Annotated in this window: 18 protein-coding genes; 8 read left to right on the top strand and 10 right to left on the bottom strand. The window is 67.1% G+C overall.

Annotated features, from left to right (window positions below):
- The 5 genes from L5G33_RS11365 to L5G33_RS11345 form a co-directional block, all read right to left on the bottom strand.
- On the bottom strand, positions 1 to 1383 hold the full coding sequence (locus tag L5G33_RS11365; RefSeq protein ID WP_236998300.1) for a condensation domain-containing protein: 1383 nt from the start codon (positions 1381 to 1383) through the stop codon (positions 1 to 3).
- 267 nt (positions 1384 to 1650) lie between these two features.
- Positions 1651 to 2265 (bottom strand): DNA-3-methyladenine glycosylase I, encoded by a 615-nt coding sequence (locus tag L5G33_RS11360; protein ID WP_236998299.1) that lies wholly within the window; start codon positions 2263 to 2265, stop codon positions 1651 to 1653.
- Positions 2265 to 5825 carry a murein biosynthesis integral membrane protein MurJ gene (murJ, locus tag L5G33_RS11355; protein ID WP_236998298.1) on the bottom strand — a complete coding sequence of 1187 codons (3561 nt, stop codon included), beginning with the start codon at positions 5823 to 5825 and terminating at the stop codon, positions 2265 to 2267. The genes L5G33_RS11360 and murJ overlap by 1 nt, the downstream gene beginning before the upstream one ends.
- Positions 5822 to 8377, bottom strand: coding sequence for a DUF6049 family protein (locus L5G33_RS11350; RefSeq protein WP_236998297.1), 2556 nt, complete (start codon positions 8375 to 8377; stop codon positions 5822 to 5824). Before L5G33_RS11350 ends, murJ begins: the two co-directional genes overlap by 4 nt.
- Positions 8367 to 9335, bottom strand: coding sequence for an NUDIX hydrolase (locus L5G33_RS11345; RefSeq protein WP_236998296.1), 969 nt, complete (start codon positions 9333 to 9335; stop codon positions 8367 to 8369). The genes L5G33_RS11350 and L5G33_RS11345 overlap by 11 nt, the downstream gene beginning before the upstream one ends.
- An 88-nt stretch (positions 9336 to 9423) precedes the next feature.
- Between L5G33_RS11345 and L5G33_RS11340 the strand changes: the two genes are divergently transcribed.
- From L5G33_RS11340 to L5G33_RS11330, 3 genes are all read left to right on the top strand, one after another.
- Positions 9424 to 10902 (top strand): CCA tRNA nucleotidyltransferase, encoded by a 1479-nt coding sequence (locus L5G33_RS11340; protein ID WP_372476890.1) that lies wholly within the window; start codon positions 9424 to 9426, stop codon positions 10900 to 10902.
- 102 nt (positions 10903 to 11004) lie between these two features.
- Positions 11005 to 12096 carry an aminotransferase class V-fold PLP-dependent enzyme gene (locus L5G33_RS11335; RefSeq protein WP_236998295.1) on the top strand — a complete coding sequence of 364 codons (1092 nt, stop codon included), beginning with the start codon at positions 11005 to 11007 and terminating at the stop codon, positions 12094 to 12096.
- A gap of 125 nt (positions 12097 to 12221) precedes the next feature.
- A complete protein-coding gene (locus L5G33_RS11330; protein ID WP_236998294.1) occupies positions 12222 to 12668 on the top strand; it encodes a hypothetical protein in 447 nt (148 codons plus the stop codon).
- Positions 12669 to 12683: 15 nt separating this feature from the next.
- Here the strand turns inward: L5G33_RS11330 and L5G33_RS11325 are convergent, their stop codons facing one another.
- Positions 12684 to 13982, bottom strand: a complete 1299-nt coding sequence (locus L5G33_RS11325; protein ID WP_236998293.1) for an MFS transporter — start codon at positions 13980 to 13982, stop codon at positions 12684 to 12686.
- Between the two features lie 112 nt (positions 13983 to 14094).
- Between L5G33_RS11325 and L5G33_RS11320 the strand changes: the two genes are divergently transcribed.
- A complete protein-coding gene (locus L5G33_RS11320) occupies positions 14095 to 14688 on the top strand; it encodes a YqgE/AlgH family protein (RefSeq protein WP_372476889.1) in 594 nt (197 codons plus the stop codon).
- Positions 14689 to 14710: 22 nt separating this feature from the next.
- Positions 14711 to 15340, top strand: coding sequence for a DedA family protein (locus tag L5G33_RS11315; protein ID WP_236998291.1), 630 nt, complete (start codon positions 14711 to 14713; stop codon positions 15338 to 15340).
- On the opposite strand, the gene L5G33_RS11310 is transcribed toward L5G33_RS11315, so the two are convergent.
- Both L5G33_RS11310 and L5G33_RS11305 read right to left on the bottom strand, forming a co-directional pair.
- Positions 15316 to 16311 (bottom strand): bile acid:sodium symporter family protein, encoded by a 996-nt coding sequence (locus L5G33_RS11310; RefSeq protein WP_236998290.1) that lies wholly within the window; start codon positions 16309 to 16311, stop codon positions 15316 to 15318. The genes L5G33_RS11315 and L5G33_RS11310 overlap by 25 nt on opposite strands.
- Positions 16312 to 16314: 3 nt before the next feature.
- Positions 16315 to 16833: an SdpI family protein gene (locus tag L5G33_RS11305; protein ID WP_236998289.1), complete on the bottom strand. Its 519-nt coding sequence runs from the start codon at positions 16831 to 16833 to the stop codon at positions 16315 to 16317.
- A 79-nt stretch (positions 16834 to 16912) separates the two neighbouring features.
- On the opposite strand from L5G33_RS11305, the gene L5G33_RS11300 reads away from it, so the two are divergent.
- The 3 genes from L5G33_RS11300 to leuS all read left to right on the top strand — a co-directional run bounded on the left by L5G33_RS11300 (position 16913) and on the right by leuS (position 22140).
- A complete protein-coding gene (locus tag L5G33_RS11300; protein WP_308191567.1) occupies positions 16913 to 17377 on the top strand; it encodes a PLD nuclease N-terminal domain-containing protein in 465 nt (154 codons plus the stop codon).
- A gap of 197 nt (positions 17378 to 17574) precedes the next feature.
- On the top strand, positions 17575 to 19194 hold the full coding sequence (locus tag L5G33_RS11295) for an MDR family MFS transporter (protein ID WP_236998288.1): 1620 nt from the start codon (positions 17575 to 17577) through the stop codon (positions 19192 to 19194).
- A 48-nt stretch (positions 19195 to 19242) separates the two neighbouring features.
- Positions 19243 to 22140 (top strand): leucine--tRNA ligase, encoded by a 2898-nt coding sequence (gene leuS / locus L5G33_RS11290; protein WP_236998287.1) that lies wholly within the window; start codon positions 19243 to 19245, stop codon positions 22138 to 22140.
- A 29-nt stretch (positions 22141 to 22169) separates the two neighbouring features.
- Here leuS and L5G33_RS11285 read toward each other — a convergent pair whose 3' ends face one another.
- Positions 22170 to 23261 (bottom strand): DUF2804 family protein, encoded by a 1092-nt coding sequence (locus tag L5G33_RS11285; RefSeq protein ID WP_236998286.1) that lies wholly within the window; start codon positions 23259 to 23261, stop codon positions 22170 to 22172.
- Positions 23258 to 25345, bottom strand: coding sequence for an FUSC family protein (locus L5G33_RS11280; RefSeq protein ID WP_236998285.1), 2088 nt, complete (start codon positions 25343 to 25345; stop codon positions 23258 to 23260). The genes L5G33_RS11285 and L5G33_RS11280 overlap by 4 nt, the downstream gene beginning before the upstream one ends.
- Positions 25346 to 25371: the final 26 nt, after the last annotated feature.

Raw genomic sequence — 25371 nt, 5'->3', positions numbered from 1 at the left:
TCAGAGCAGAGTGCCGACTGTCTCCGTCTGCGCGGACACCGACAACTGCGAGCCGATCAGGGGCGAACCGACGTTCCACGTGGCGACGTCGATGATCTTTTCGCGCAACGATCGGAACACGGTGTCGACCGCCCTTCCTGCCGTTTCTGTATCGGGATGCGTCGCGTTGAAGTCGAGACCGGCCTCGTCGCGGTTGATCCACATGAACACCTCGCGGGACGGCGTGGCGTTCGCGTACACGGAGAAGTCGTGTCGCCGCGCCAGTTCCGCCCCGGGTACACGGGCGACGTCCACGTATGACAGCATCGGCGCCGCGAACCCGTGGTCCACCGGGAACGACGGATCGTCGGCGAGCAAGTCGATGACCGGAAACACGGGGACGCGTTCGAGCTGCCTCGCAACCTGCATCGCGGCGTGCGCGGCGGCTGCCACCTCCTCGAACGATCCCCGGGCGTCGAATTGCACCGGAACCAGCGTCACGTACCAGCCGACGGCCATCGCATCGCCGGAAGCGGAACGATCTGCCCGCGGCACGAGCATCGTGAAAAGTCCTTCCCCCGACAACTCGTAGTGCACCTGGCCGAGTAGCGCGAGCAACGCGCTGCCTGTATTCGCGCCGGCCTGCTTCGCAGCCGTGGCGAACAGGGAGGCCGTCTCGGAATCCACGAACGACGAGTGGACCAGGATCCGACCCGCCGCCGCCTCTCCTGGGCCGAGACCCAGCGGGAGGGGGAACTTGGGCATCCCGCCGGCGCGGCCGATCACCTCACGCCACTGCTGCACCGCAGCGTGTTCCAGCGTGAGGGCCTCGGCACCGGCTCGCTGCTCCGCGCAGAACTCGGGGTACGGGCGTACCGGAACGCCGACGAACTCGACGCCGTCGCGTGCCGCCGAGTACCGGGACACGATCTCGAAGAAGCTCACCGCTTGCGAGACGCCGTCGGTGAACATGTGGTCCGCTGCGATGATCACCTCGAAGTGCGGAGTCTCCACGTCCTCGCGCGCATGCTCTATACCGGTCACCGCGAATTCGAACGCTGCCCACTCCTCGAGGCCGGGCACATGCGTCATCAAATGGTCCTTGACGGTGAGCCCGGGCCAGTCGGTGGACGTTGCGGCCACGGCCAGCGAAACCTGCTCCGGCCGTAATGTCCGACCCGCGGGACGCATATCGCCCGACATGTCGAACGCCGTATGGAATGACTCATGCGAGCGGACGAATTCGTTGAAGACCGACGCGATGAGGTCGACGTCGAAATGATCGTGGATCGTGAATGTGGTGAACACCAGTCGGCGCGTGCAGGCCTCGCCGTCGATTCCGCTGCGAAGATGGTCCGCCTGTATATACGAGGCATCTATCCCCAGGTCAGGGGCCCTTCTCATCTCTTCTCGTGTCGCCGCGTCTGGGGACCAGGTGATCCACTCCCCAGGAAGGCATTCCCATTGCTCAACGAATCCCGACTTCATTTTCACAATGTTGACTGATCCACTATCGGTGCAACAGATGAAAATGGAGTGAGAAACTACACACCGACCGTTCGGCGAGATGCGAGTATGAATGTTCGGATCACGGCACGTGAACAGGTCGGTTGTTCGTCGGTTCCGCGTACCCGGCAGTTCATCTCGATTCTCGAAGGCCGTCCTGCACGGTCAGCTCGGCCACACTCCCGAGGCTCCTCGGCGATAGGAGTCGACCAGGTGAGTGTCGACGATGCCGATCGCCTCCATCAGAGCGAACATCGTCGTCGGACCGACGAAGCGGTAGCCCCTTGTGCGCAGCGCTTTCGACAGAGCGATCGATTCCGGTGAGGTCGTCGGGACCTCGGCGATGGTCTTCGGGTGCGGGGTGTCGGCCGGCTTGTACGACCACAGGAACGTTTCGAGTCCGACGTCCTCGCGCAACGCGATCGTCGCCTGCGCGTTCGTGATCGTCGCGTCGATCTTGGCGCGGTTGCGGACGATCCGGGCGTCGCCCATGAGACGTTCGACGTCGTGCGGTCCGAACGTCGCGATCTGATCGACGTCGAAGTCGACGAACACCTCACGGAAAGCCTCCCGTTTGCGCAGGATCGTGGCCCACGACAGCCCGGCTTGGAAACCCTCGAGACACAGGCGTTCGAAGTGGGCGCGCTCCCCCGACACGGGCATGCCCCATTCGGTGTCGTAGTAGTCGCGCATCATCCCGGCGGCTGCGCCCCACGGGGTCCGGCGAAGCCCGTCGTCGCCGAGGACGGCGCCGCCGTCGAACGCCGAATCCTCGGTCATCAGCTCAGCGTCACCCGATCGATGATGGCCTGGAACCCGCTGCCGCTCTGCGGCAGTGACGTGAGCCAGATGACGAAGAACGGAGCTTGCGCGGGCGACTCGACGTTCAGCGTGGCCTTCTTGCTGTCGACCGTTCCGCTGCCGACCTGTGTGGTCGCGTCGAGGCTCTTCGGGTTCCGCGAGGTCGAGGTACGCAGTTCGACGTTGAAGCCCGGTGTCGGGGTCGTGATCGTCACCGACTTCACGGTGCCCGGCGACTTCAGCCGGAACATCAGACCGAGTCCGTCTTTGAGCCCCGCGAAATCCGGTGAGCCGCGGTAGACGTCGGACTTCCAGCCCGGCGCCTCCCCGGTCAGGAGGTGCCCGATGTTCGCGGACGAGTCCGGGGGCTGGCTCGAGACGTCGAGCAGGCTCACCGAGCGCGCCACGATCGGCTCGGCGTCGGCGTCGGCGTCGGCGCTCTCGGTGTTCTCCGGTGCACTCGTCGACGATCCGGGCAGGAACGAATTCATGTCGGCATCGTCGTCTGACGAACCGAACAGGTTGGTCGCAGCGACGATGATCGCGACGATGACAAACAAGATGAACAGGCCGCCGCCTGCGAGCAGCGCGGTGTTCTTCTTCCCGGCGTCGCCCTCGCCCATGAGCCGTTCTCTGCGCGTCCTGCTGATCGGCGCGACTGACACGGGCGCGGGTGCGTCGAGGACACGGGGCAGCAGGTCGGTCTGCAGATCGACGACGGTCGCCTGATCGAGCACGTGTTGGACGGTCGCGGCCGTGCGGATACCCCGGTCGCCTTCCAGAGCACGTGCGGCGACAGCCGAGATCTCGAACGGAATGTCAGGTTTCGCGTCGCGCGGCACCCGCGGCTGGGACGGGTCGGCCGGATCGGGTTCGGCGACGGCCATGCCGCCGACGGGGTCGCTCGTGATCGCCGACGTGACGAGCCGTTTGCCGGTCTCCCCGTCGAGTGTCCACCGTCCCAACAGGAGCGCGTACAGGACGGCGCCGAGTCCGCGGACATCGCTGCGGCGGTCGTCGTCCGGCATGATCGCCGGGAACGCCAGGACCGCGTCGCCGGACGTGCTCACGCGGATCCGGTCCGGATGGTCGATCGACAGGACCGTGCCCGCCCGGTGCGCCGCTTCGGCGCCTGCGGCGAGTGCGCGGACGGCGCGTGCGGCACCGGTCGGCGACGGGTTGGTCGCGGCGACGTCGGCGAGGCTCGAGCCTGGCACCCACTCGGTGACTACGATGCCGCCGGACGCGCTGCGCACCACGTCTAGCACGCGGGCGACACCCGCCGTGTGAAGCTGCCCGAGCCGACGGGTCCGGTGCAGGACGGCTTGCGGCCCCTCCTGCAACGGATCGCGTTGACCCGGATTGACCGGCGGGAACTTTTGATCGGGGTCGACGAACGTGAGTCCGACCTCGCGGTCGAGTCCGATGTCCTTGGCCCGCCAGAAGGCGAGACCCCGCGTACCGCCCTGCGGCTCCAGCAACCGATAGCGACCGCCCGCGACAGCGGCGCCCGGCACCAGACGGGGTCCGCGCTGGGTCTGCTCGGCCTTCGGGTTCATGGCGCGCGTCGGCTCGGTGGACGGGCGCGCCGCCGCGTCGTCCGAACCGGATGTGGTCATCGGTGCTCCTCGGGGACGCAGGGGTGGCTGCGACGGTCCGGGGCGGCGCTGGGGCGCTTGTGGCGGACGGCTGCGAACCACTGGGATCACAGATGTCTCGCCCGCGGCCCCGCCCGAGAAGGCGGAGTACTCCTGCCAGGTGGCTGTGCCTCGGTCGAAGCGGCGCCGGACGTCTACTTGTCCAGGGTACGGGAACGATTCCTCGCCGGAGACACGCTGGAACTGCACCGTCATGGTGCGGGCGTCCTCGTCGTCGCTTGCGATGGGTGGCGGCGCCAGTCTCGGGATGAAGCGGCCGACGATCCGCATCACCGCATTGCTGATCGACACCATCTCGGGGATCTTGAGTGCGACCAACAGCAGGTATACGACGCCGAGCGCGACGACCGCGGCGATGACCAAGTACATGAGCGACCCGATCTTGCCCGCATGCGTCGACATGCGTGCGAAACCGGTCAGTTCGGAGATCCCCCAGACGGCCGCTGCGACGACGAGGGAGACGGCGAGAGTCAGCAGTGCCGGGCGGGTCACGTTCTTCATCGCCCGGCCGCCGAGACGCTTCTTGAGTAGGAGGTGGCCGACGATCGCACCGACGAGATAGCCGAGGCCGTTCGACAACGACAGCCAGCGCACCACCATGTCCGGGTCGTCGAACATGACGGGCCCCAGATACGACGAGAGGACCTTCACCGCGGTGATGCCGACGACCATCAAGGTCGGTGTCCATGCGTCCTCGCGGGCGTAGAACACGCGTAACTGAACGAGGGTCATCGCGTACGGGATGAGGGTGAAGGCGCCCCACGCGAGGACGGAACCGACCTGCGACGCGGTGTCGGCGTCGAACTCGCCGAAGTTGAAGATCGCGACACCGATGGCGGGTCCGAAGAACGTCATGAACGCTACGACGGGTACCAGCGCGACGATCGTCAGTCGGGTGGCGAGCGACATGTCGTCGACCACGGCCTCGGTATCGTCGGCGGCCGCGTTGCGGGACATGCGGGGCATGATCGCGGTCAGAATCGTCACGCCGAGGACGCCGTACGGGAGCTGCAGCAGCTGCCAGTGGGTGGCGTACGCGGAGATTCCGCCCGCGCTGGCACCCGCCGCGATGTTGTAGGTGACCATCAGACCGACCTGCAGCACGAGCACGTAGCCGATGATCGCGACTGCCATGTTGCCGAAGGTCCGCAGACGCGCGTCGATGCCCCACTTCCACCGGAGCCGCACGCCGACCTTCCGCAGGTACGGGCGGAGAATCGCGACCTGGGCGACGACGCCGAGCGTTGTGCCGATGCCGAGCACCAGCAGTTTGGGATCGGATAGCTGGACCGGGTTCAGCGTGATCTCGCCGGGCATCAAGAAGAACACGACGAGGGTTGTGATCTGCACGACGTTGTTGAGGACCGGGGCCCACGCACCGGGTTTGAACAGGCCCTTCATGTTCAGGATGGCGATGAACAGTGCGGTGAGGCCGTAGAAGAGCACTTCCGGAAGCAGCAGGTAGGCCAGGGCTGTGGTGACATCCCGGTTCACTTCGCCTTCGCCGACGTTCAACGTCGTCAAGACGGGTGCGGCGATGATCGCGACGACGGTCGCGACGCCGAGCACGACGAGCGTGAGACTGAAGATCCGGTTGATGAAGTCGGCTCCGCCGTCGGCGTCCTCGGCCTCGGCGCGGACGAGGACGGGGATGACGATCGCGGTGAGCACCGCGCCCAGGAGCACCTCGGAGATCATGCCCGGCAGCACGTACGCGGCCTGGAAAGCCGACGACAGGGCGGGGCCGAGCATCGCCAACACGAGGACGGTGCGGATGAAGCCGGTGATACGACTGGCCAGGGTGCCGATGGCGATGGATCCACCGGTCCGCATCACGCTCTCGTCGGACGGGTTCTCGGCCTTCTTGTGCTCGGTCGTCATGCACGCTCTCCGGGGTCGGGCTGCTCGCGTTCGTCGGCCTCCGTCACGCGTTCGGCCGCCAGCCGCTGCTGGTAGCCCGTGGAGGCGAGCTGACGTTCGTGCTCATCGGGTTCGGGGCGGTCTTCGTCCGCCGGGTCGGGTTCGCCGCGGAACCGGTGCCACAGCCGTCGTGCCGTCAACAGGACCAGGATGACGGCCGCACCGATCGTGATCCAGAACAGCGCCTTCCCGTAGGCGTTCGCGTACACCGACAGGTCGACCGGGCTACTCAACGGGACGTCGTTCGTCGTCACCAGCGCGATGCGGACGGTGGCCGACTGCGAACTCGACGCGTGCGTCGGCAACTGCAGCTGTCTGGTGCCCTGGGCGGGGATCTCGACGACGCCGACGTCGCCGACGCTCAGTTCGGACGGCGCCGTGATGTCCAGGCTCACTTTGATCGGCAGCGCTAGCTCGTTGCGGACCACCAGCAGCAGCGGGCTGCGTTCGGAGGCGAGCGTGTATCGGCCGCTCGGGTCGAGCAGCGACACCGACTGCTGCATGTGGGTGACGGTCGCGCCGATCGCCGCGAGTCGTGCAGGGCGTTCTATGCGGGACACGATGGTGTTCGTCGTCGACGGCGTCGAGACAGTCCGCAACAGATCCGCCCGCAGCGGGTCGATGTACTCGGCCGGTGTGAACGGCAGATCATTGCCGGTGGCGAAGGAGTCCTGGAGTCGGTCGATGAGCTCGACGTCGCGGCGCACCTCCGTGAGGTCCTTCGACGACAACGGGTACCCGTAGGCGGCGAGCTGGTCGACGTCCCCGGGAACGACGAGGTCCGCGTCGCGGTCGGCTTCACCCAGTCCGGAGACCACATCGGTGAGGGGGACCGGATCGGCGACACCGGAGGCCACCATGAGGCCTGCGGTGTCGAGGAGAGTGCGTGCATCGTCCGGTGTCGGCGACCAGTACGTCGGCGGCATCGTGAACGCGCTCCGGCCGGTCACCGCCGTGACCGGGTCGGAGTCGGAGTCGCTCGAACTCGGCGGTGAAGCGTCGAGCATCGGGAAGGCCAGCGACGCCGCCGCGGTCTGCCGTCGGCTCACCGCTGACTCCCCGGCGAGTGACGGGCGCTGCCAGTCCGGCAGGTACGACGGCGCGACGGGGTGGTCGCCGATCGCGCCGAGTGCTGCACTGACGCCTGGATCGTAGGTCTGCACGGGGAGCTCGCCCGACCGGTAGCGGCCGACGAGGGCCGACCCGGTGCGCGCGCGGGCCGCGGGGTCGACGGCGGTGGAGACGACGGCTGCCGCATCCGAGCCGGCACGGCCCTCGAGCAGGGTCCGGCCCTGCGGGGACACGGCACCGACCGCGGGGAGAGTGAGGCCGCGGACGCTTGTGACACCGAGGATGTTGTCGACGGTGTCGTAGGCGCCGGTCAGCGCCATAGCGGTGAGCTTCTTGTCACCGACGCGATCCAGTGAGTCGAGGCCGGCCTGCGCGTACGGCAACGCGGTGACGCACATGGTGGACGCGACGTGGGTGAGCCGCTGCAACCATTTGCGGGCAGTCGTCGACCCGTCACCCTCTCTTGTCGGAGACTCTGGGTCGGCGGGGTCCTCGCTGATCGAATAGCCGGAAGCCATCGATTGGACAGTGCTGATCAAGTCGGGGTCCACGGCGAGGCAGATGGCGTTGCGCACCCGGCTCTCGGATCTGTCCGTGTCGCCGGATTCCCCTACCCCTGCGACGGTCTCCAACGCGTTCAGGGACTTCCCGAGCCGTCCGTCGTCTTCGAGAGACGACGTGAGGTCGCCGCCGACCAACCGGATGTCGGCGGTGTCGCCGCCGAGGGTCCCCGCAGCCTGTTGCGGCGGCGCGGCGAGCGGCCACAGGAAGGTGAACCCCGCCGGGTTCGTGTCGTTCGCGGCGACGGATCCGTCGCGGCCCAGCAGCGGAGCAGACTCCGCTCCGGACCCGGGACTCACCCACTGTGCGGCCCGCGCCCGGTCGGCGGGCAGCGACAGCACGGGGAGCATGGTCCGCGAGTCGGCGATTCGCGCCTGCCCGCCGTAGTCGGGGGTGCCGTTGACATTCACCAGCAGCGGGTACACGCCTGCCTGCGAGATCTGCAGGCCGCCGCCGGACAGTGGCACGTCGACGGCGAACTCGACCGACTGCTTCGGGGCCAGAGTCTCGGTGACCTTGTGGAATCCGGTCGCCGTGCCGTAGACCGACGCGTCGGCGCCGAGCACGGTGCGCAGATTCGTGGATGTGACGGGGTCGGCTCGCTGCAGGCGGACGATCACGTCGTGGATCGGCCGGTCGAACGTGTTGGTGACGCGGCCCCGGACGGTGACGGTGCGGCCGGACGAACTCGTGACGGTCGACGGCGTCACTTCGGTGAGGGAGACGGACGCGTAATCGGTGTCGGGGTTGTCGCCGGGGGCCGCGGACGCGGTGGGCACCGGACCGATCCCCGCCATCGCGAGGACGAAGCCGATCGTCAGGAGCACTGCGGCCGCCGCCGCCGTGAGTGTGGCGCCGCGACCGGCCCGGTCAGCCGTCACCGTTTGCCGGTCGCCGCGGTCGCCTTCGGCGCCGCCGGGGCTTGACCGTTGGCGGCGGCTCGTTACGGCGCTGGTTGCGGGCGGCTGCGGCTCTCTCATAGTCGTTCGGCTCGGTACGGATACAGTCGGCTTCCGACTGGGCCAGTCGGTTCGGATCGCTTCGCAGATCGGCGATCACAGATTCGGCCATCCGGGCGAGACGTCGCTCGTCAGAGTACGTGAGGCGGCGCGGCAACTCGGTGAGCGGCACCCACGCGACCTCGCTGACCTCGTAGTCTTCGTCTGAGAGCTCCCCGCCGGTGAACCGGAGCAGGTAATGGTGCACCGTCTTGTGGATGCGGCGGCCTTCGCTGACGAACCAGTAGTCGATCTTGCCGAGCGGCGCGACGATGGTGCCTTCGATGCCAGTCTCCTCGGCGACTTCGCGCATCGCGGTCTGCTCGGCGGTCTCGCCGGTCTCGATATGCCCCTTGGGCAGTGACCACATGGTGCGGCCGCGGCGATCGACCCGGCCGATGAGTGCCGCGCTGAGGTCTTCGAAGGGCGCGTCGATGTCCGACAGGACGAGCCCGCCCGCGGACGTCTCACGTACGGTCCGCAGTTTCGGCGCAGTTTCGGCGTCGGTCGGGCGTCGGCCGCCGCGTCGCTGCCCGTTCGGCGTCGTCGGCTTGCTGTTGTTATTGCCGTTGCCGCTGTTCTTGCGCCGGTTCCGGTTCGCGAGGTCGGAGGGCTTGGGAGTCGCGTCGCAGTCGACTTCGGGTTTGGCCGCTGTGTCGTCGGTCTTCTTCGCCTCGGTCGGACGGTTCGAACGGCGGCCTCGCCTGCGTCGGCCTCGCCGATTACGTCGATTCCGAGCGGGTTGGTCGTTTCCGTCGTTCTTCGCCGGTTTTCCGGCGTCGCCGACTGCCGGAGCGTCGGAAGCGACGTCCGTATGGTGCAGCGATGGTTCGGCGGACACACCCCGATGCTAGCCGTTCGTTACCGTCCGTTAGCCATGGCAGGCTGACCGCGCAAGCCGCGTCGGCGAGTCGGTACTCTCTTATCTCATGACCGACAGCGCGCAGAGCAGCCGGATGACCGACGACCAGCGCGCCGAGCGTCGCAGTCGTCTGCTGGCATCTGCTGCCGTGGCACTGCGCTCCCTCGACGATGTGCTGACCCCCTTGGCGACCCGTTTCACCGACCGCGGACACGACTTGTACCTGGTGGGAGGCTCGGTGCGCGACGCAGTCCTCGGCCGTCTCGGGAACGATCTCGACTTCACGACGGACGCCCGACCCGAGGCGATCTTCGAGATCCTGAAAGGCTGTGCGGACGCGGTCTGGGACACGGGCATCGACTTCGGCACGGTGAGCGCACAGATCGGCGATCAGATGGTGGAGATCACCACGTTCCGGGCCGACATGTACGACCAGGTGAGCCGGAATCCGACTGTCACGTTCGGCGACACGCTCGACGGCGACCTGATCCGTCGTGACTTCCGGGTCAACGCGATGGCGGTCCGTCTGCACTCGGACGGCCAGCAGGAGTTCTGCGATCCGCTCGACGGCCTGTCGGATCTGCTCGCCGGTGTCATCGACACGCCTGCGGCGCCGGAGGACTCGTTCAACGACGATCCGTTGCGGATGCTGCGGGGTGTCCGTTTCGTCTCCCAGCTGGGTTTCGTGCTGGCTCCGCGCGTGTTCGACGCCATCGTGGCGATGGTCGATCAGATCGACCGGATCACCGTCGAACGGATCCGGGTGGAACTGGACAAGATGATCCTGGGCGAGCATCTGATCGACGGCGTGGATTTGCTCGTCGAGACGGGATTGGCCGAGCATGTGCTCCCGGAGATTCCCGGGATGAAGCTGACGATCGACGAACATCACCAGCACAAAGACGTCTACCAGCATTCCTTGACGGTTCTGCGACAGGCGGTCGACCTGGAGACCGGCGACCCGGATCTCGTCCTGCGCTGGGCCGCGCTCCTGCACGACATCGGCAAGCCCGCAACGCGTCGCCACGAGGACGGTGGCGGCGTCAGCTTCCACCACCACGAGGTGGTCGGCGCGAAGATGGTCCGCAAGCGGATGCGTGCCCTCAAGTATCCGAAGGCCGTCGTGGAGGACGTCGCCCAGTTGGTGTTCCTTCATCTGCGCTTCCACGGATACGGGGAGGGTCGGTGGACCGATTCGGCCGTCCGCCGCTATGTGACGGATGCCGGCCCCCTCCTCGATCGGCTCCACAAGCTGGTGCGCGCGGACTGCACGACGCGCAACAAGCGCCGCGCCCGGCGTCTCCAGGAGACGTACGACGACCTGGAGCATCGGATCGCCGTGTTGCGCGAGGCGGAGGACCTCGATCGCGTCCGGCCGGACCTGGACGGCAACGCGATCATGGAGTTGCTCGGTATAGGGCCGGGTCCGCTCGTCGGCAAGGCCTGGCGGCACCTGAAGGAGCTGCGCCTGGACGCCGGCCCCATGTCCCGTGACGACGCCGAAGCGGAGCTCAAAGCGTGGTGGGCCGCTCAGTCTCCCGACTGACCTGCCGTCCTCGGCGGACCGAGCTCCGTCCTTCGGGGCGGGCCGACCGACGGCCACTTGATCGCTCGATCGAGATACCGGACGGCAAGGTAGATTCGTCGCATGTACTGCAGTGAACTCGGGGATCAGTGGCACGCCGCGCGTGTCGAGCCGTCTCTCGCTCATCTGGACGCCGCGTCAGCGGGGCGTTCGTCTCGTGCCGTCATCGCAACGATCACCAGACACCTTGAACGAGAAGCGGAACGGGGATCGTATGTGGCTGCGGCTGACGAGGAGGACGCACTGGTTGCGGGTCGTCGAGCGCTGGCGTCGTTGATCGGTCACACGCCCGAGGAGTTGTCCTTCCGGGACAGTGCTCGGACGTCGCTGCGTGCGCTGCTGAACAGTTGGGCGTTGCCGATGTCGCCGACGGTCTGGGTGGCGAAGAACGAGTTCGGGCCGAACCTGGCGGAGTTCGAACGGCGTGACTTCGCGGTGCGGGTGCTTCCGGAAGCCGACGTGTACGGGCACGTGGACGTGGACTCACTGGAGAACATGCTCCAGTTCGAGCAGCCCGACTTCATCCACGTCTGTCACATCGGGTCGGCGAGCGGTGTCGTTCAGCCGGTGGCGCAGATCGTCGAGGTCGCCCATAGTGTCGGCGTGCCGGTGGTGGTCGACATGGCGCAGTCGGTGGGGCATGTCCCGACGGTGACGGGCGCCGACGTGGTGTACGGCACGTCGCGCAAGTGGCTGACGGGTCCGCGCGGTGTCGGTTTCGTCGCGGTCCGCAGCGACTCGTTGGCGAAGGTCGAGGTGGAGTCGTCGGATTCGTTCATCGCCGGTCAGCTCGGACTGGGGACGGCCGTCACAGAACTGTTGGAGATCGGCCAGCAGAAGGTGTTCCGCGAGCTCGCCGCCATCGGTAAGGCGACGCGTGAGCGTCTGCGCGGCGTCGGCAGCTGGGAGGTCGTCGAAGCGAACGACGAGCCGTCGGCGCTGGTGACGTTGGCGACCCCGCCGGGCTGGGGTGTCGCCGATCTGGAGGCGGCGCGGGCCAAGCTGTTGGAGACGGGGATCCTGGTGACCGCCGCGGACTCGTGGCGGGCTCCCCTCGCAGGCGACCAGCCGCACCTGCGGGTGAGCCCTCACCTGGATGTGCGCAGCGAGCAGCTCGACGCATTGGCGACGACCATCCGCACGATGGGGTACTGAGCTACTTTATTGCCGGCTGCCTTACTGCTGTCTGCCCGACTGCTGTCTGGGTGTCGACCTGCCGGATCTCCGCGACACGCCGCGTCCGACGGAACGCGATCGGTCGCCGCTGCGTCTAACTGAGTATGGACGGGGTCATCGAGTACGGGTTCGGTACGGGCGACGAGATGTCCTCGTGGCGTTCGCCCGCCGATCTCGATCTCGACGGTGACGGCGTCCTGGACGCGGTGGCACTCGATTTCGACGGCGACGGCCTCATCGATGACGCGATGTGGGACACCGACGCCGACGGTGTCGCCGATCGGTCCGTTCTCGATCTCGACGACGACGGCGTCCCGGAGACCCAGTTCGCCGACGGAGGCTCCGGCCTGTGGGAGCGTCCCGTCGACGGGAGCGCAGGCACGCGTGAATCCGAGCCGGACGCCCAGAAACCGGACGCCCAGAAACCGGACGCCCAGAAACCGGCCGAGTCGGTCCTGGACACCGACGGCGACGGCGAGCCCGACACCGTCCTGATCGATACCGACGGCGACGGATACGCGGACGCTCACCGGTCGGCGGGCGACCGCTAGATCTTCTTCATCCGCCTAGACCCGCGCCTGCTCTCGCTCCACGGTCTCCTGGTCCGGCCCTTCGACGACCGCCGAGTCGGCCCGCCACACGAGCAGTGCACCGACCAGGTAGGCGACGGCGCCTGCGATGATCAGCGGCACGGAGAAGCCGTCCGCGGGGATCGCGAACGCCGCGACGAACATGGCGGCGACGAACGCCGTATTGAACACGGCGTCCTGGACGGCGAACACCTGGCCGCGGTAGGAGTCGGGGACGTCGCACTGCATGGCGACGTCGCCGCAGAGTTTCACGGTCTGGCCGATGAGGCCGAGGAGCACGGCGCCGACCAGCACGGCCGAAGCGGTGAGCGTCCCGACCAGGGTTTCGGCGAGCGCCCCACCGACGAGCGCGACGGCGACCGTTCGGCGTCGCCCGTAGCGGTGGACCGACCACGGCGTGGCGACCGCCGCCAGCAGGGCGCCCGCCGCGACGGCCGCGCCGATCCCCGCCATGGCTTGCACGTCATGGCCGAGCGGCGCGCCGAGGTCGATGGAGCGGACGACGATGAGCAGCATCAAAGTGTTCATCCCGAACACCAGTCTGTGGACGCCGATCGCGCCGAGCACGATGCCGACGCTCGGGTGATTCGCGACGGCCCGCACCCCGTGTGCCAGTCCGCGACCCACCGAGTAGAGCGCCGAGTGACCGGACCCGTCCGGCTTGTCGGGCCCGAGGCGCCGCGGTGCGAATGTGGCGGCGAGCATGCCCGAGGAGAGCGCGAAGACGGCGCCCGCCAGAAGTGTCGCACCGGATCCGCCGTTGTCCGCGCCGAAGATCGTGCGGAGCAGGGTGGACAGACCGGCACCGACGGCGAGCATCCCGGCGCCGAGTGTCGTGAATACGGCGTTGACCTCGATGATGACCGACCCAGACGCGACGTGCGGCAGCCCGGCCGACAGCCCAGACGCGACGAACCTGCTGCACCCGGTGACGATGAGGGCCGCGAGGAGCACAGCCGTGTCGGGCACGCCGGTGCTCATCGCGGCCGCAACGAGAACGATCGCGACCGCACGGAAAGCGTTGACCCACATGAGGACGCGTCGTCGATCCCAGTGGTCGAGCAGTGCTCCCGCGAAGGGCCCGAGGACCGAGTACGGGAGGAGTAGGACGGCGAATCCGGCCGCGACGGCGAGTGGGTCGGTGTGGCGGTCCGGATTGAACAGGATGGAGAACGCGAGAGCAGCCTGGAAGGCTCCGTCGCTGACCTGGCTGAGGAGCCTGACCCCGAGAAATCGGAGCAGGCCGGGTGCCTTGACCTGCGTCCATAAGCTCACTAGACAATGCTACCGACGAACTCGTGAGTAGCCGTCGTCGACGACCGATGTCACAGTTTGAGTGGACCGGTCCGGTGGCGCCGCGTCGTGCTGCCTGTGGTGTCATGATGGGGTGGTGTCCGACGGCGAGTTCTCCGACGACCGACCTGAGGTGGCCCCCGGGTCGCTGCTGATCGCGTCGACCGCCCTGTCGGGTCCGACGTTCGAGCGGTCCGTCGTCTACATCATCGAGCACGACGAGCAGGGCACCCTCGGTGTCGTCTTGAACCGGATGAGCGACGCCGCCGTCTACAACATCCTCCCCGGCTGGGCCGACCTCGCGGCGAGCCCGCGCGCGGTGTTCGTCGGCGGCCCGGTCGGAACGTCCTCGGCATTGTGCTTGGGTGTCGCGAAGAGTGGTGTGGTGGTCGCCGATCAACCCAAGCTGCACCAGGTGACGGGTCCGGTCGCGATGGTCGACCTGGACGCCGACCCCGACGAGATGGCCGAAGTGCTCACCGGTGTGCGGATCTTCGCAGGCTACGCGGGGTGGGAGGCGGGACAGCTCGACGAGGAGCTCGCCGATAGCAGCTGGATCGTCGCGTCCGGGCTGCCGACGGATCTGTTGGCAGAACCGTCCGTCGACGTCTGGCAGCGTGTGCTGGCGCGACAGCCGTGGCCGCTGCCCCTGCTGTCGACCTATCCGGTGCGGCCGGAAGACAATTGATCACTTCACAGTTAGTCGACACATGAATGCGCTGACCGATCAGCTGACGTCGCTGATCGACGCGGTCCCGGCGTGGGCCGTCTACGTGATCGCCATGGGTGTCGTCTATCTGGAGACCTCCGTGATCTTCGTCGGTCTCGTCGCGCCGAGTGAAGCTGTTCTCGTCGCGGCGGGGGTCGTCGCGGCGATCGGCTCCGCGAACATCGCGATCCTCGTCGTCGGCTGTGGCCTCGCGGCGATGGCGGGCGACTGGAGCGGCTACTGGGTGGGCCGTGGCTTCGGTCCACGGTTGGGGGCCACCAGGATGGGGCGCAAGGTGGCGCGACGCATGACCCGGTCCCGAAGCAAGACGCCGAGCCCGAGCGACGCGATCATCGCGGTCGCTGCTGCGCGTTGGGTCGGGTTCGTGCGCAGTGTGATTCCGCTGGTGGCGGGCGCGCGGCGGATGCCGTTCCGCAGGTTCGCACTCGCCAGCGCGATTGGCGGCGTCTCGTGGACGGCGACCGTTCTACTGGTCTCGTTCGCCGTCGGCGAGACGCTCGGCGCCGAGATGGCGTTGATCGTCGCGATCTGTGTCGCTGGACTGGCGGTGGGGTTCTTGGTCTTCCGGCGGTGGCGTTCGCGACGTCACGCGTCGACGGTATCGCCCTGAGGATCGCTCTGTCGGTGGTAGCGGTTGGCGAGCCACGCGCAGACGATGAGCTGGATCTGGTGGAAGATCATCAGCGGCAACACCATGAAGCCGACCACTGATCCGGTGAACATGACGCTGGCGAGTGGTAGGCCGGTGGCCAGGCTCTTCTTGGTTCCGCAGAACTGAGTGGCGACCATGTCCTCGCGATTGAAGCCGAGCCGTTTGGGTACGAACCAGGTGATGGCGAGCATCAGCGCGACGAGCACGGTTGACAGGACGATCACGAGGATGACGTCGACCGCGTCGACTTGGCTCCAGAGCCCCGACTGGACGCCTTCACTGAACGCCACGTAGACGACCATCACGATGGAACCGCGGTCGACATACTTGGTCGGTTCGGCGTACCGCCGCAGGAACGGGCCGACGAGGGGGCGGGCGATCTGGCCGACGATGAACGGCACGAGGATCTTCAACACGATCTCGAGGATCGACTCGCCGTCGATGTGCACGCCTGCGTCCGAACTCATCAGCAGGACGACGAGGGCAGGTGTGAGGACGACGCCGAGCAGGTTCGATGCGGATGCGCTGACGATCGCACCGGGAACGTTGCCGCGGGCGATCGACGTGAAGGCGATCGACGACTGCACCGTGGACGGGACCAGCGTCATGTAGAGGAAACCGTCGGCGAGGTCGGCACCGATCATCGGTGACAGCATCGGGTGCAGCGCGAGGCCGATGAGCGGGAACAGGACGAACGTGAACGCGAGGATCGTCGTGTGCAGCCGCCAGTGGGTGAGTCCGTCGAGTGCTTCGCGCGGTGAGAGCCGGGTGCCGTACAGGAAGAACAGCAGGGCGATCAGGCCGGTGACCACCCAGTCCATGACGTCGGCGAACACGCCGGACGCCGGAAAGACTGCGGCGACGACGACCGCGAGGAAGATCGATGCGATGAAGCCGTCGATGGGCGACTTGGCGACGAGGTTGCGCATCGGTCAGTGTGCTGCGTCGGCTGGCTGGGTCGGCTCGGCGGCGTGCTCGGTGGTGCACATGCCTTGTAGTGCGCACGAACCGCAGCTGGCGGTCCCGCAGTCGGCCGCCGGGTCGTCTGCGTGCTGCTCGTCGGTGCCGCTGGAACAGCAGTCGGCACTGCAGCCGCCAGACTCCTCTTCTGGTTCGGGGACGGTTGCCGCGACCCGGACTCCGACGCCTGCTGCGACAGCGGCGATCACGAAGGCGGCGATCACGCCGCCGAAGCCGAAGAGGAAGCCGAGGTCGCCGCCGAAGGCGAGGACTCCCCCGATCAGCAGGACGAGGGCGGCGGCGAGGAAGCCGGGCGCGGCGACCTTGTTTCCGAGCGCGAACGCTTCGGCCGATCGCATGGTCTCTTCCGAACGGACCCCGAACCAGCGGTTGCGTTCGAGTCGGCCGCTCAGTCCGCTGATGCCTACGCCGGCCCAGAACACCGCGAGCACGAGGGCCAGGACACCGGAGACGATGGACAGGATATGCACGGACCTCACTGTACGACGCGGCGTCGACGGGTGGGGAATCGTCCGGGTATGAGGTGACGGGGGTCGCGGCGGCGAGCCGGTGGTCGTCGAACGCGCGCCGGGCCGGGTTAGGATCGTTGCGCTGCTTTACGTGATTCAGGCGTTAAGCGGTCTGGGGATTCCAACGATTCGGGGGCAAGTCGTGCCGTATTTCGGTCTCATCGTGTTGGTCGTCTGGGTGGCGGCGCTGATCGACGTTATCGTCGCCGAGGAGTATCGGGTACGGCACCTCCCGAAGGTCGTCTGGGTGCTCATCGTGATCCTGCTGCCCCTCGTAGGTTCGATCATCTGGTTCCTCGTCGGCCGTCCCGAAGGCGTGGCCGGGTCGCCGCCGGCCCGCACGACCGGCTTCCCCGAGTACGAGCGGCCCGAATACAAGGCTGCGATCGCTGCTCGAGAAGACGCCGAGTTCCGGCGCCGGGCCCGGGAACGCGCGCAGGAGCAGCGTCGTCGTGCGGAGGAGAAGAACGGGTCGGCGGGCAACGACGAATCCGAGGGCGACTGAGGTTCCCTGCCCTGAACGCTGATCACGGCGAGTTGTAATCGCTGCGGAACAGTCCACGCATCGCGGGCACGACCGTTATGGTTACGAAGGTCGCTGAATGGGTGTCGACGCACCGAATCGTGCCAATTCGGACGTTGAAAGATGCCGTGCTCGGCGAGGGAGAATGATCGATCGGTGGGGATCACTAGCCTCCTCGCATGACTCCCGATGTTTCGACAGCGCAGGACGACGAGGCGCCCGTCCAGATCGACCGCAAGGCCGTCTATCTCATCTTTAGTGCGCTCGTTGCCGCGATGTTCCTGTCATCCCTCGACCAGTCGATTGTCGGAACCGAACTCCCGACGATCGTCGGTGATCTCAATGCCGTCGACCACGAAGGCTGGATCGTCACGTCGTATCTGGTGGCCATCGCGATCGTGATGCCCGTCTACGGCAAAGTAGGCGACTTGTACGGGCGGCGATGGCCGTTCCTTGTCTCGATTGGGATCTTCCTGTGCGGATCGCTGGGGTCAGCGCTGTCGACGTCGTTCGCCGAACTGGTGATCTTCCGTAGTCTGCAGGGGCTCGGTGCGGGAGGTCTGATGATCCTGTCGCAGGCGATCATCGCGGACTTCGTCTCGGCGCGGGATCGCGGCAAGTTCATGGGGCCGATCGGCGCGATCTTCGGTATCGCCGCCGTTCTCGGGCCGCTGTTGGGCGGATGGTTCGCGCAAGGTCCGGGCTGGCGGTGGGCGTTCTGGCTGAACGTCCCGATCGCGGGCGTCGCCCTCATCATCGCGTTCTTCGCACTGAAATTGCCCCGGCAGCACTGCGGGAGGCGCTTCGACTTCGTCGGAACACTCTTCCTCGCCGCGGCGACGGCAGGCATCGTGCTCGTCACCTCGTGGACGTCGATCGTCTCCAGTGAGAAATACGACTGGACGAATCCGTGGCTGCTCGCGCTGCTCATCGGATCGGTCATCAGCGTCATCGTGTTCGTCGTCGTCGAGCTCCGTGTCGAGGAGCCACTGATCCCCTTGCACCTGTTCAAAGACCGCGTGTTCTCGGTGTCGACGGCGATCGCATTCGTCGTCGGCGTCACCATGTTCGCGACACTCGCCTACCTGCCGACGTTTCTGCAGATGGCGCACGACGTCGACCCGACCGATTCCGGGCTGCTGATGCTGCCGATGACGGTGGGTCTGATGATCACGGCGATCGGCTCCGGCTTCCTCATCACGAAGACCGGCAAGTACCGGATCTACCCGATCATCGGGCTCGCGGTCACGACCGCGGGCATCGCGTGGCTGACGTTCATCACCGCGGAGATCTCGATGATCATGTTCGGTGCGATGATCTTCGTCCTCGGGTTCGGAATGGGCCTGGTGATGCAGACGATCGTCATCGCCGTCCAGAACGCGGTGACCTCTGACCAGGTCGGCACGGCGACTTCCACGAACAATTTCGTGCGCGAGATCGGCGCCGCGATCGGCACCTCGGTCTTCGGCACGATGTTCACGACGAGCCTGGCGGGCAAGCTCGACGGGATCGCCGCGTCGATGCCGCATGTCGCACAGGCGGGTAGCGCCTCCGAGCTGACACCCGAACGGGTGGGTCAGCTCAAAGACATCGACCCGCTGGCCTACCACGAGGTGATCACCGCCTATGCCGACGCGATGGCGCCAACCTTCTGGTACCTCGTTCCGATCTCGGCTGTCGGCTTCGCGCTCGCCCTGTTCTTGCGTGACCGGACTCTCTCGACGAAGGCGGGCCTCGTCGACCGCGGGCAGGCCGGGGATCTAGCGACGGGGAGCGCTCACGCCGAGTCCGTCGGCTGATTGAGCCTGTGTTTTCGTCCTCGAACAGCGCCCGTTTACCCTGGTTACGTGACCTCCGCTGATTCTTCGCCCTCCGCTCGTTCGTCGCACGGTCCCGCCGAGTCCGCTCCCGGGCATCGGTACACCGCCGACACGGCCGGTGAGATCGAGTCGCGCTGGCAGGAGCGCTGGACCACCGACGGCACGTTCCACGCGCCGAACCCGGTCGGCCCGCTCGCCGGCGACTTCAGCGACTTCGACGGACCGCAGGCCGATGCCCCCGACAAGCTGTTCGTACAGGACATGTTCCCGTACCCGTCAGGCGCCGGACTGCACGTCGGGCACCCGCTGGGCTTCATCGGCACCGACGTGTTCGCCCGTTTCCAGCGGATGTCCGGCAAGAACGTCCTGCACACGATGGGCTTCGACTCGTTCGGTCTCCCGGCGGAGCAGTACGCCGTCCAGACCGGTACGCATCCGCGCTCGACGACCGAGGCGAACATCGAGCGCTATCTCGCGCAGATCCGCCGCCTCGGTCTTGGGCACGACGAGCGACGCCGCGTCGCCACCACCGACGTCGGGTTCTACCGCTGGACCCAGTGGATCTTCCTGAAGATCTACAACTCGTGGTTCGACCCTGACGCGGCCAAGGCCCGCCCGATCAGCGAATTGGTCGACGAATTCGTTTCGGGTGCAAGGACTCTCGACAGCGATCGTCGGTGGGATGAGCTGTCTGTCGCCGAGCGCAACGAAGTGCTCGACGGCTACCGCCTCGTCTACTTGAGTAACTCCCTCGTCAACTGGTGTCCGGGCTTGGGCACGGTGCTGGCGAACGAAGAGGTGACCGCCGACGGTCGCTCCGAGCGCGGAAACTTCCCGGTCTTCCGCAAGAATCTGCGCCAGTGGATGATGCGGATCACCGCCTACTCCGACCGACTCATCGATGACCTCGACCTGCTCGACTGGCCCGACAAGGTCAAGACGATGCAGCGCAACTGGATCGGCCGTTCACGCGGTGCCCAGGTCCAGTTCTCCACAGCGACCGGCACACCGATCGAGGTCTTCACGACCCGCCCGGACACTCTGTTCGGGGCGAGCTACATGGTGTTGGCCCCCGAGCATGAGCTCGTCGACGCCCTGGTGGCCGACGCCTGGCCCGAGGGGACCGACGCCCGGTGGACCGGGCCTGAAGGATACTGCGCCGGCAGCCCAGCAGAGGCCGTCGCCGCCTATCGTGCGTCGATCGCGGCCAAGAGTGATCTGGAGCGTCAGGAGAACAAGGAGAAGACCGGTGTCTTCACCGGCGCGTACGCGACTAATCCGGTCAACGGCGCGCAGATCCCGGTCTTCATCGCCGACTATGTCTTGATCGGTTACGGCACCGGCGCCATCATGGCGGTGCCCGCGCACGACACCCGCGACTACGAGTTCGCCACCGCGTTCGGTCTGCCGTTGCTCGAGGTGATCGGATCCGACGAGGGCGTCGCTGAAGCCGCCTACACCGGCGACGGGCCGCTCGTGAACTCCGACTTCCTGAACGGGTTGGACGTCGCTGCCGCGAAGACCGCGATCATCGAACGCCTCGAGGCCGAGGGCACCGGTACCGGCACCATCCAGTACAAGCTGCGCGACTGGCTGTTCGCCCGCCAGCGCTACTGGGGCGAGCCGTTCCCGATCGTGTACGACGCCGACGGCGCTCCGCACGCTCTCCCCGAGTCGATGCTGCCGGTCGAACTCCCCGAGGTGGCCGACTATGCGCCGGTCGCCTTCGATCCCGACGACGCCGCGAGCGAGCCGTCTCCCCCGCTGGCCAAGGCGGCCGACTGGGTGAGCGTCGATCTGGACCTCGGCGACGGCGTGCAGACGTACACTCGCGACACCAACGTGATGCCGCAGTGGGCGGGCAGTTCGTGGTACCAGCTGCGGTACATCGACCCGACCAACGACGAGACGCTGTGCGCCCCCGAGAACGAGGCGTACTGGATGGGCCCGCGCCCGGCACTGCACGGCGCGAACGATCCCGGCGGACTCGACCTGTACATCGGCGGCATGGAGCACGCGGTCCTGCACCTGCTGTACTCGCGTTTCTGGCATAAGGTCCTGTTCGACCTCGGATACGTCAGCAGCGTCGAACCGTACCGCCGTCTGTTCAACCAGGGCATGATCCAGGCGTTCGCCTACACCGACTCGCGCGGCGTCTACGTGCCCGCAGACGAGGTCGTCGAGCGCGACGGCACGTTCTTCTACGGCGACGAAGAGGTGTCGCAGGAGTACGGGAAGATGGGCAAGTCGCTCAAGAACTCGGTGGCTCCCGACGACATCTGCCGCGACTACGGTGCCGACACTCTCCGCGTCTACGAGATGTCGATGGGCCCGCTGGACCAGTCGCGTCCGTGGGCGACGAAGGACGTCGTCGGGGCGCAGCGGTTCCTGCAGCGCGTGTGGCGTCTGGTGGTCGACGAGGAGTCCGGTGCCGTGCGGGCCACCGACGCCGAGCCGGGTGTCGAGACGTTGAAGGCCGTCCACAAGACGACGGCGGGCGTCCGTGACGATTTCGCGAATCTGCGCACCAACACCGCAGTCGCCAAGCTCATCGAGCTGACCAACCATCTGACGAAGACCTACCCGGACGGTGCGCCTGCCGCCGCTGTCGAACCCGTCGTCCTGATGCTCGCGCCGCTTGCGCCGCACCTCGCCGAAGAGCTGTGGAGCCGCCTCGGCCACGACGGGTCACTCGCGCACGGTCCGTTCCCGGAGGTCGACGAGCAGTATCTGGTGGAGGACTCCGTCGAGATCCCCGTGCAGGTCAAGGGCAAGGTCCGCGGCCGGATCACGGTCGCGGCCGACGCCGCCGAGGCGACGGTCGTCGCGGCGGCGCTCGCCGACGAGAAGATCGCCGCACTGCTCGACGGTGAGCCCCGCAAGGTGATCTTCGTGCCCGGCCGCATGGTGAACGTCGTCCCCTAGGGTTCGGGTCGCCAGGGCAGAAGCCGCGTTCACACCGTGATGCGCTTCTGCTCTCCCACGCCGAACACGCCGTCCACCGGCAGCGTCGCGTTCTCGGCGTGGATGACGCCTTCGAACCAGCCGTACGGCGCGTAGTACTCGGCGAGGACTTTGCGCGGTCCGACGTGCATCGTCGAGCGGACCGTGGGAGCGAACGTGACGTCGACCGCTCCGTGCTGGTCGCGCACATGCCACTTGCCCCACGGGCCGTCCGGCCGGGTGAACGTGACCGGCGGAAGACGGTGCAACTCGTTGCCGATCCACACGGCATTCTCGTTGTAGACGTCCGGTTTCCGGATCTGGTTGTCGGTGAGGTTGAACCCTTCGACGACGCCGTGGGAGTTGCGGCGCGCGCCGGTGACCCAGTCGTAGCGCATCGGGCGCGGGTAGTCGCCGTGATGATCGTCGAGGATGAGGAAACCGCGGTCGTCGGTGAAACCGACACGGTCGTCGCCGAGGACCAGCGAGCCGTGCATCGGCATCATCGCCTTGTGCGAGTAGAGAGCCGCTTCGTCGGAGAACGGGTGCACGATCACCAGGTGCGCCGCATTGTCTGATCCGCACTCGCCGGTCACGTGCAGAGCCAGCGACGGGTCGTCGCCCTGCGGGTCGCGGGTCGCGTCGACGGTGACGATGCCGTCGACGAGGTCGTTTCCGATCGAGATCGCCAGGCCCGAGAACTCTCCGCACGACGTCGTCCCGTCCAGGCCGCGCGCTACCGACAACATCGGTGACGGGAGTTTCGTCTCGAACCTGCGGATCGTCGCCGCCTCCTTGTCGACGACGAGGACTTGAAGCAGGCCAATGGATTTCGCGTTGTAGACGGCGCCGAGGACGAAGTGGTCGTCGTCGCCGAGTTGGAAGGCCTCCCACTCCTTGAGCCCCAGGTCGCGGGCGATGCGGCGCGGGGCGGCGAGCAGACCGCCGCCCGCCGCGTCGAGCGGGTTGATCGTGGGTATCGGCCCGTCGTAGGTGCCGAACTGATATCGGCCGTCGGTCACCAGAGCGGGAGGCGGCGGCGTGGCCGCAGGCGGGAACGCTGCGGTGTTCGACGGCACAGTGTTCGACGGGTCTGGAGTCATGGCCCCATTGTGACCACACCGGTGCTGCGTTCACGCAGTCGGCGGAGATGTTGCAGTGCGTAGCTGATCTCAGACATGGCGAGGAGCGCGCGGAACTGCGGCGAGTCGCCCGCGGCCGACACCTGGTCGATGCAATCGAGGGTCACTGCGTCCGCCGGGGCGTGCCGGCCGCGCGGGCTGGTGACGAGAGCGGTACATGCGGTCGTGGCGTGAGCCCGGATGGCGTCGATGCCACGTGAGACGGCGATGGCGTCGTCGCCGGAGAAGGCGCTGTTTGTGCGCTGCAGGACGATGGACTCCTCGGCCATCCGTTCGGCTTGCACCCCGACCGCGTTGATCACCACCATCGCGGACTGACGAAGCGGTCTCCTCCCCCGGGCGATGAGCGACACCCGCATCAGGGAGACGAACGTCTGGAGATCGTTGTGTGCGGCGTCGAGGGCGAGAGCCGCGGACACCACCGATGCGGCGTCACCCGTACCCGTCAGTGCTCGTCCCGTGCGCAGCAGGAGCCGGTCGAGGGCGTCGAAGTACGAGGAGATCTCCGCGGCCAACGGAGGCGTCGAACTCGTGGAGAAGATCAGAAAGGCCGCCGCGACGCCGACTATGGAGCCGGCTGCCGTCTCCTCGACACGCCATTCGAGCACCTGCCGGTCAAGGACGCCGAGCAGGCCGTACATGGAGGCGATGAGCACGGTGATGAAGAACGCCAGGACCGCGTAGTTCAGCGGCCCGAGGTAGATGACGAAGAAGACGCACACGACGCAGCACAGCGCGAGAACGGTCGAGTTGCCGTTAGCGATCCAGGCGACCGCGAATCCGACGATGACGCCGAGCGTTGTTCCGAGCACACGACGGTAGGCGCGGGTCAGGACGCCACCTCGCGTCGTGGTTCCGATGAACACCAGGAACGCGGTCAGCACCGCCCAATACCAGCGAGTCGCCGAGATCGCCTCGCCGACGGCGGTCGCCACAGTGGTCGCGACGAACACCTGGACGGCCATCCGGCTCGTCGGCCGCCACGTCTCCCAGAAGTGTGTGCGTGCCGCCGGGGCCGTCCGGCCCGCCGACGGTTTCGGCTGGTCGGGCTCGGAGGCCGCGATGGGTGCCGGCGTCGCGGCCTGATCGACCCGGCCGGTCGCGACAGCCTTCTGCAAGGCGATCTGGGAGACGACCGCGCGTGCGACGACGGCGGCGACGAAGTCGGTGTCCGGCGAGGCCAGCGTGTGCTGGGCATCGTCGGGGGCGGTCTCGGTCTGCAGAGTCCGATGGAATGCCCCGACAAGGCCCGCGGGCGCGGAGGTCGGGTGGGCCGCCAGCTGCAGACATGCCTGTACTGCGTCGGTTCGCGCGTCGAAGACGAGACGGGAGAGGTCGGCGCCGTCGAGCCCGAGCAGGCGGTGAGTGTCGTAGCGTCCCTGCCAGCCATTGATAGCGATCGCCACATCACCGACCCGGTCGATCATCTTCTGAAGGAGAGCGTCGTTGCGGGCCGTCGCGGCGCCGAGACACGCGTCCCGTGTTCCCCGGAACTCGCGGAGCAGCAGCCTCAGCTCGTGTCGCGGAAACGACGGCAGCATCGCCAGCTTCACAGCTACGTTGCAGGCGGTTGTCGCGATGACGATCAACGTCAGCGGCCCCAGTTCGTCGATGCTCGGTCGGATGACCAGACCGAAGAATCCGGAGATGAACGCGATCATTCCGAGTGCCGACCACCGGGGCCCGTATGCGCGCACCCAGACGGCCGCCGTGCAGATTGCGATCAAGACGCCGAACTCGACGAATCTCCAACGGTCGAGCAGGGTCGTGGCGGTGAGCACCGCGACCGCCGGGACCGCGAGCAGGACGGTCGTCGTCAGGCGTCCGTGCGCGGTGCCGTCCTTGACGCTGAGGCCGCTGATCATGGCGAGAAACGCGCCGACCACCACGAGCCCCGACGAACCGTGGGTCAGGTGGGTGATGCCGACCGCCGATCCAGTACTCAACAGGACGGTAGTCGCGACAGCCACCGCGTTCGACAACCGCACCCGGCCGGGGTCGGTTCCCGCCAAGGCACGCAGAGGGTTGGCGGGTAACGGCGGCATTCGTCCGATTCTGCCTCATGTGGTAG

Origin of the sequence: Gordonia liuliyuniae (assembly GCF_021738805.1) — a bacterium.
Classification (GTDB): Bacteria; Actinomycetota; Actinomycetes; order Mycobacteriales; family Mycobacteriaceae; genus Gordonia; species Gordonia liuliyuniae.
The sequence above is the reverse complement of the archived record's forward strand: the minus strand, read 5'-3'. Positions and strand labels throughout refer to the sequence as shown.

What these genes read in the sequence shown, in the direction of transcription:
- L5G33_RS11315 (WP_236998291.1), top strand. Translation starts at nt 14,711, where the DNA reads ATGAATGCGCTGACCGATCAGCTGACGTCGCTGATCGACGCGGTCCCG.
- L5G33_RS11295 (WP_236998288.1), top strand. Translation starts at nt 17,575, where the DNA reads ATGACTCCCGATGTTTCGACAGCGCAGGACGACGAGGCGCCCGTCCAG.
- L5G33_RS11335 (WP_236998295.1), top strand. Translation starts at nt 11,005, where the DNA reads ATGTACTGCAGTGAACTCGGGGATCAGTGGCACGCCGCGCGTGTCGAG.
- L5G33_RS11365 (WP_236998300.1), bottom strand. Translation starts at nt 1,383, where the DNA reads ATGAGAAGGGCCCCTGACCTGGGGATAGATGCCTCGTATATACAGGCG.
- murJ (WP_236998298.1), bottom strand. Translation starts at nt 5,825, where the DNA reads ATGACGACCGAGCACAAGAAGGCCGAGAACCCGTCCGACGAGAGCGTG.
- L5G33_RS11280 (WP_236998285.1), bottom strand. Translation starts at nt 25,345, where the DNA reads ATGCCGCCGTTACCCGCCAACCCTCTGCGTGCCTTGGCGGGAACCGAC.
- L5G33_RS11310 (WP_236998290.1), bottom strand. Translation starts at nt 16,311, where the DNA reads ATGCGCAACCTCGTCGCCAAGTCGCCCATCGACGGCTTCATCGCATCG.
- L5G33_RS11340 (WP_372476890.1), top strand. Translation starts at nt 9,424, where the DNA reads ATGACCGACAGCGCGCAGAGCAGCCGGATGACCGACGACCAGCGCGCC.
- L5G33_RS11360 (WP_236998299.1), bottom strand. Translation starts at nt 2,265, where the DNA reads ATGACCGAGGATTCGGCGTTCGACGGCGGCGCCGTCCTCGGCGACGAC.
- L5G33_RS11330 (WP_236998294.1), top strand. Translation starts at nt 12,222, where the DNA reads ATGGACGGGGTCATCGAGTACGGGTTCGGTACGGGCGACGAGATGTCC.
- L5G33_RS11285 (WP_236998286.1), bottom strand. Translation starts at nt 23,261, where the DNA reads ATGACTCCAGACCCGTCGAACACTGTGCCGTCGAACACCGCAGCGTTC.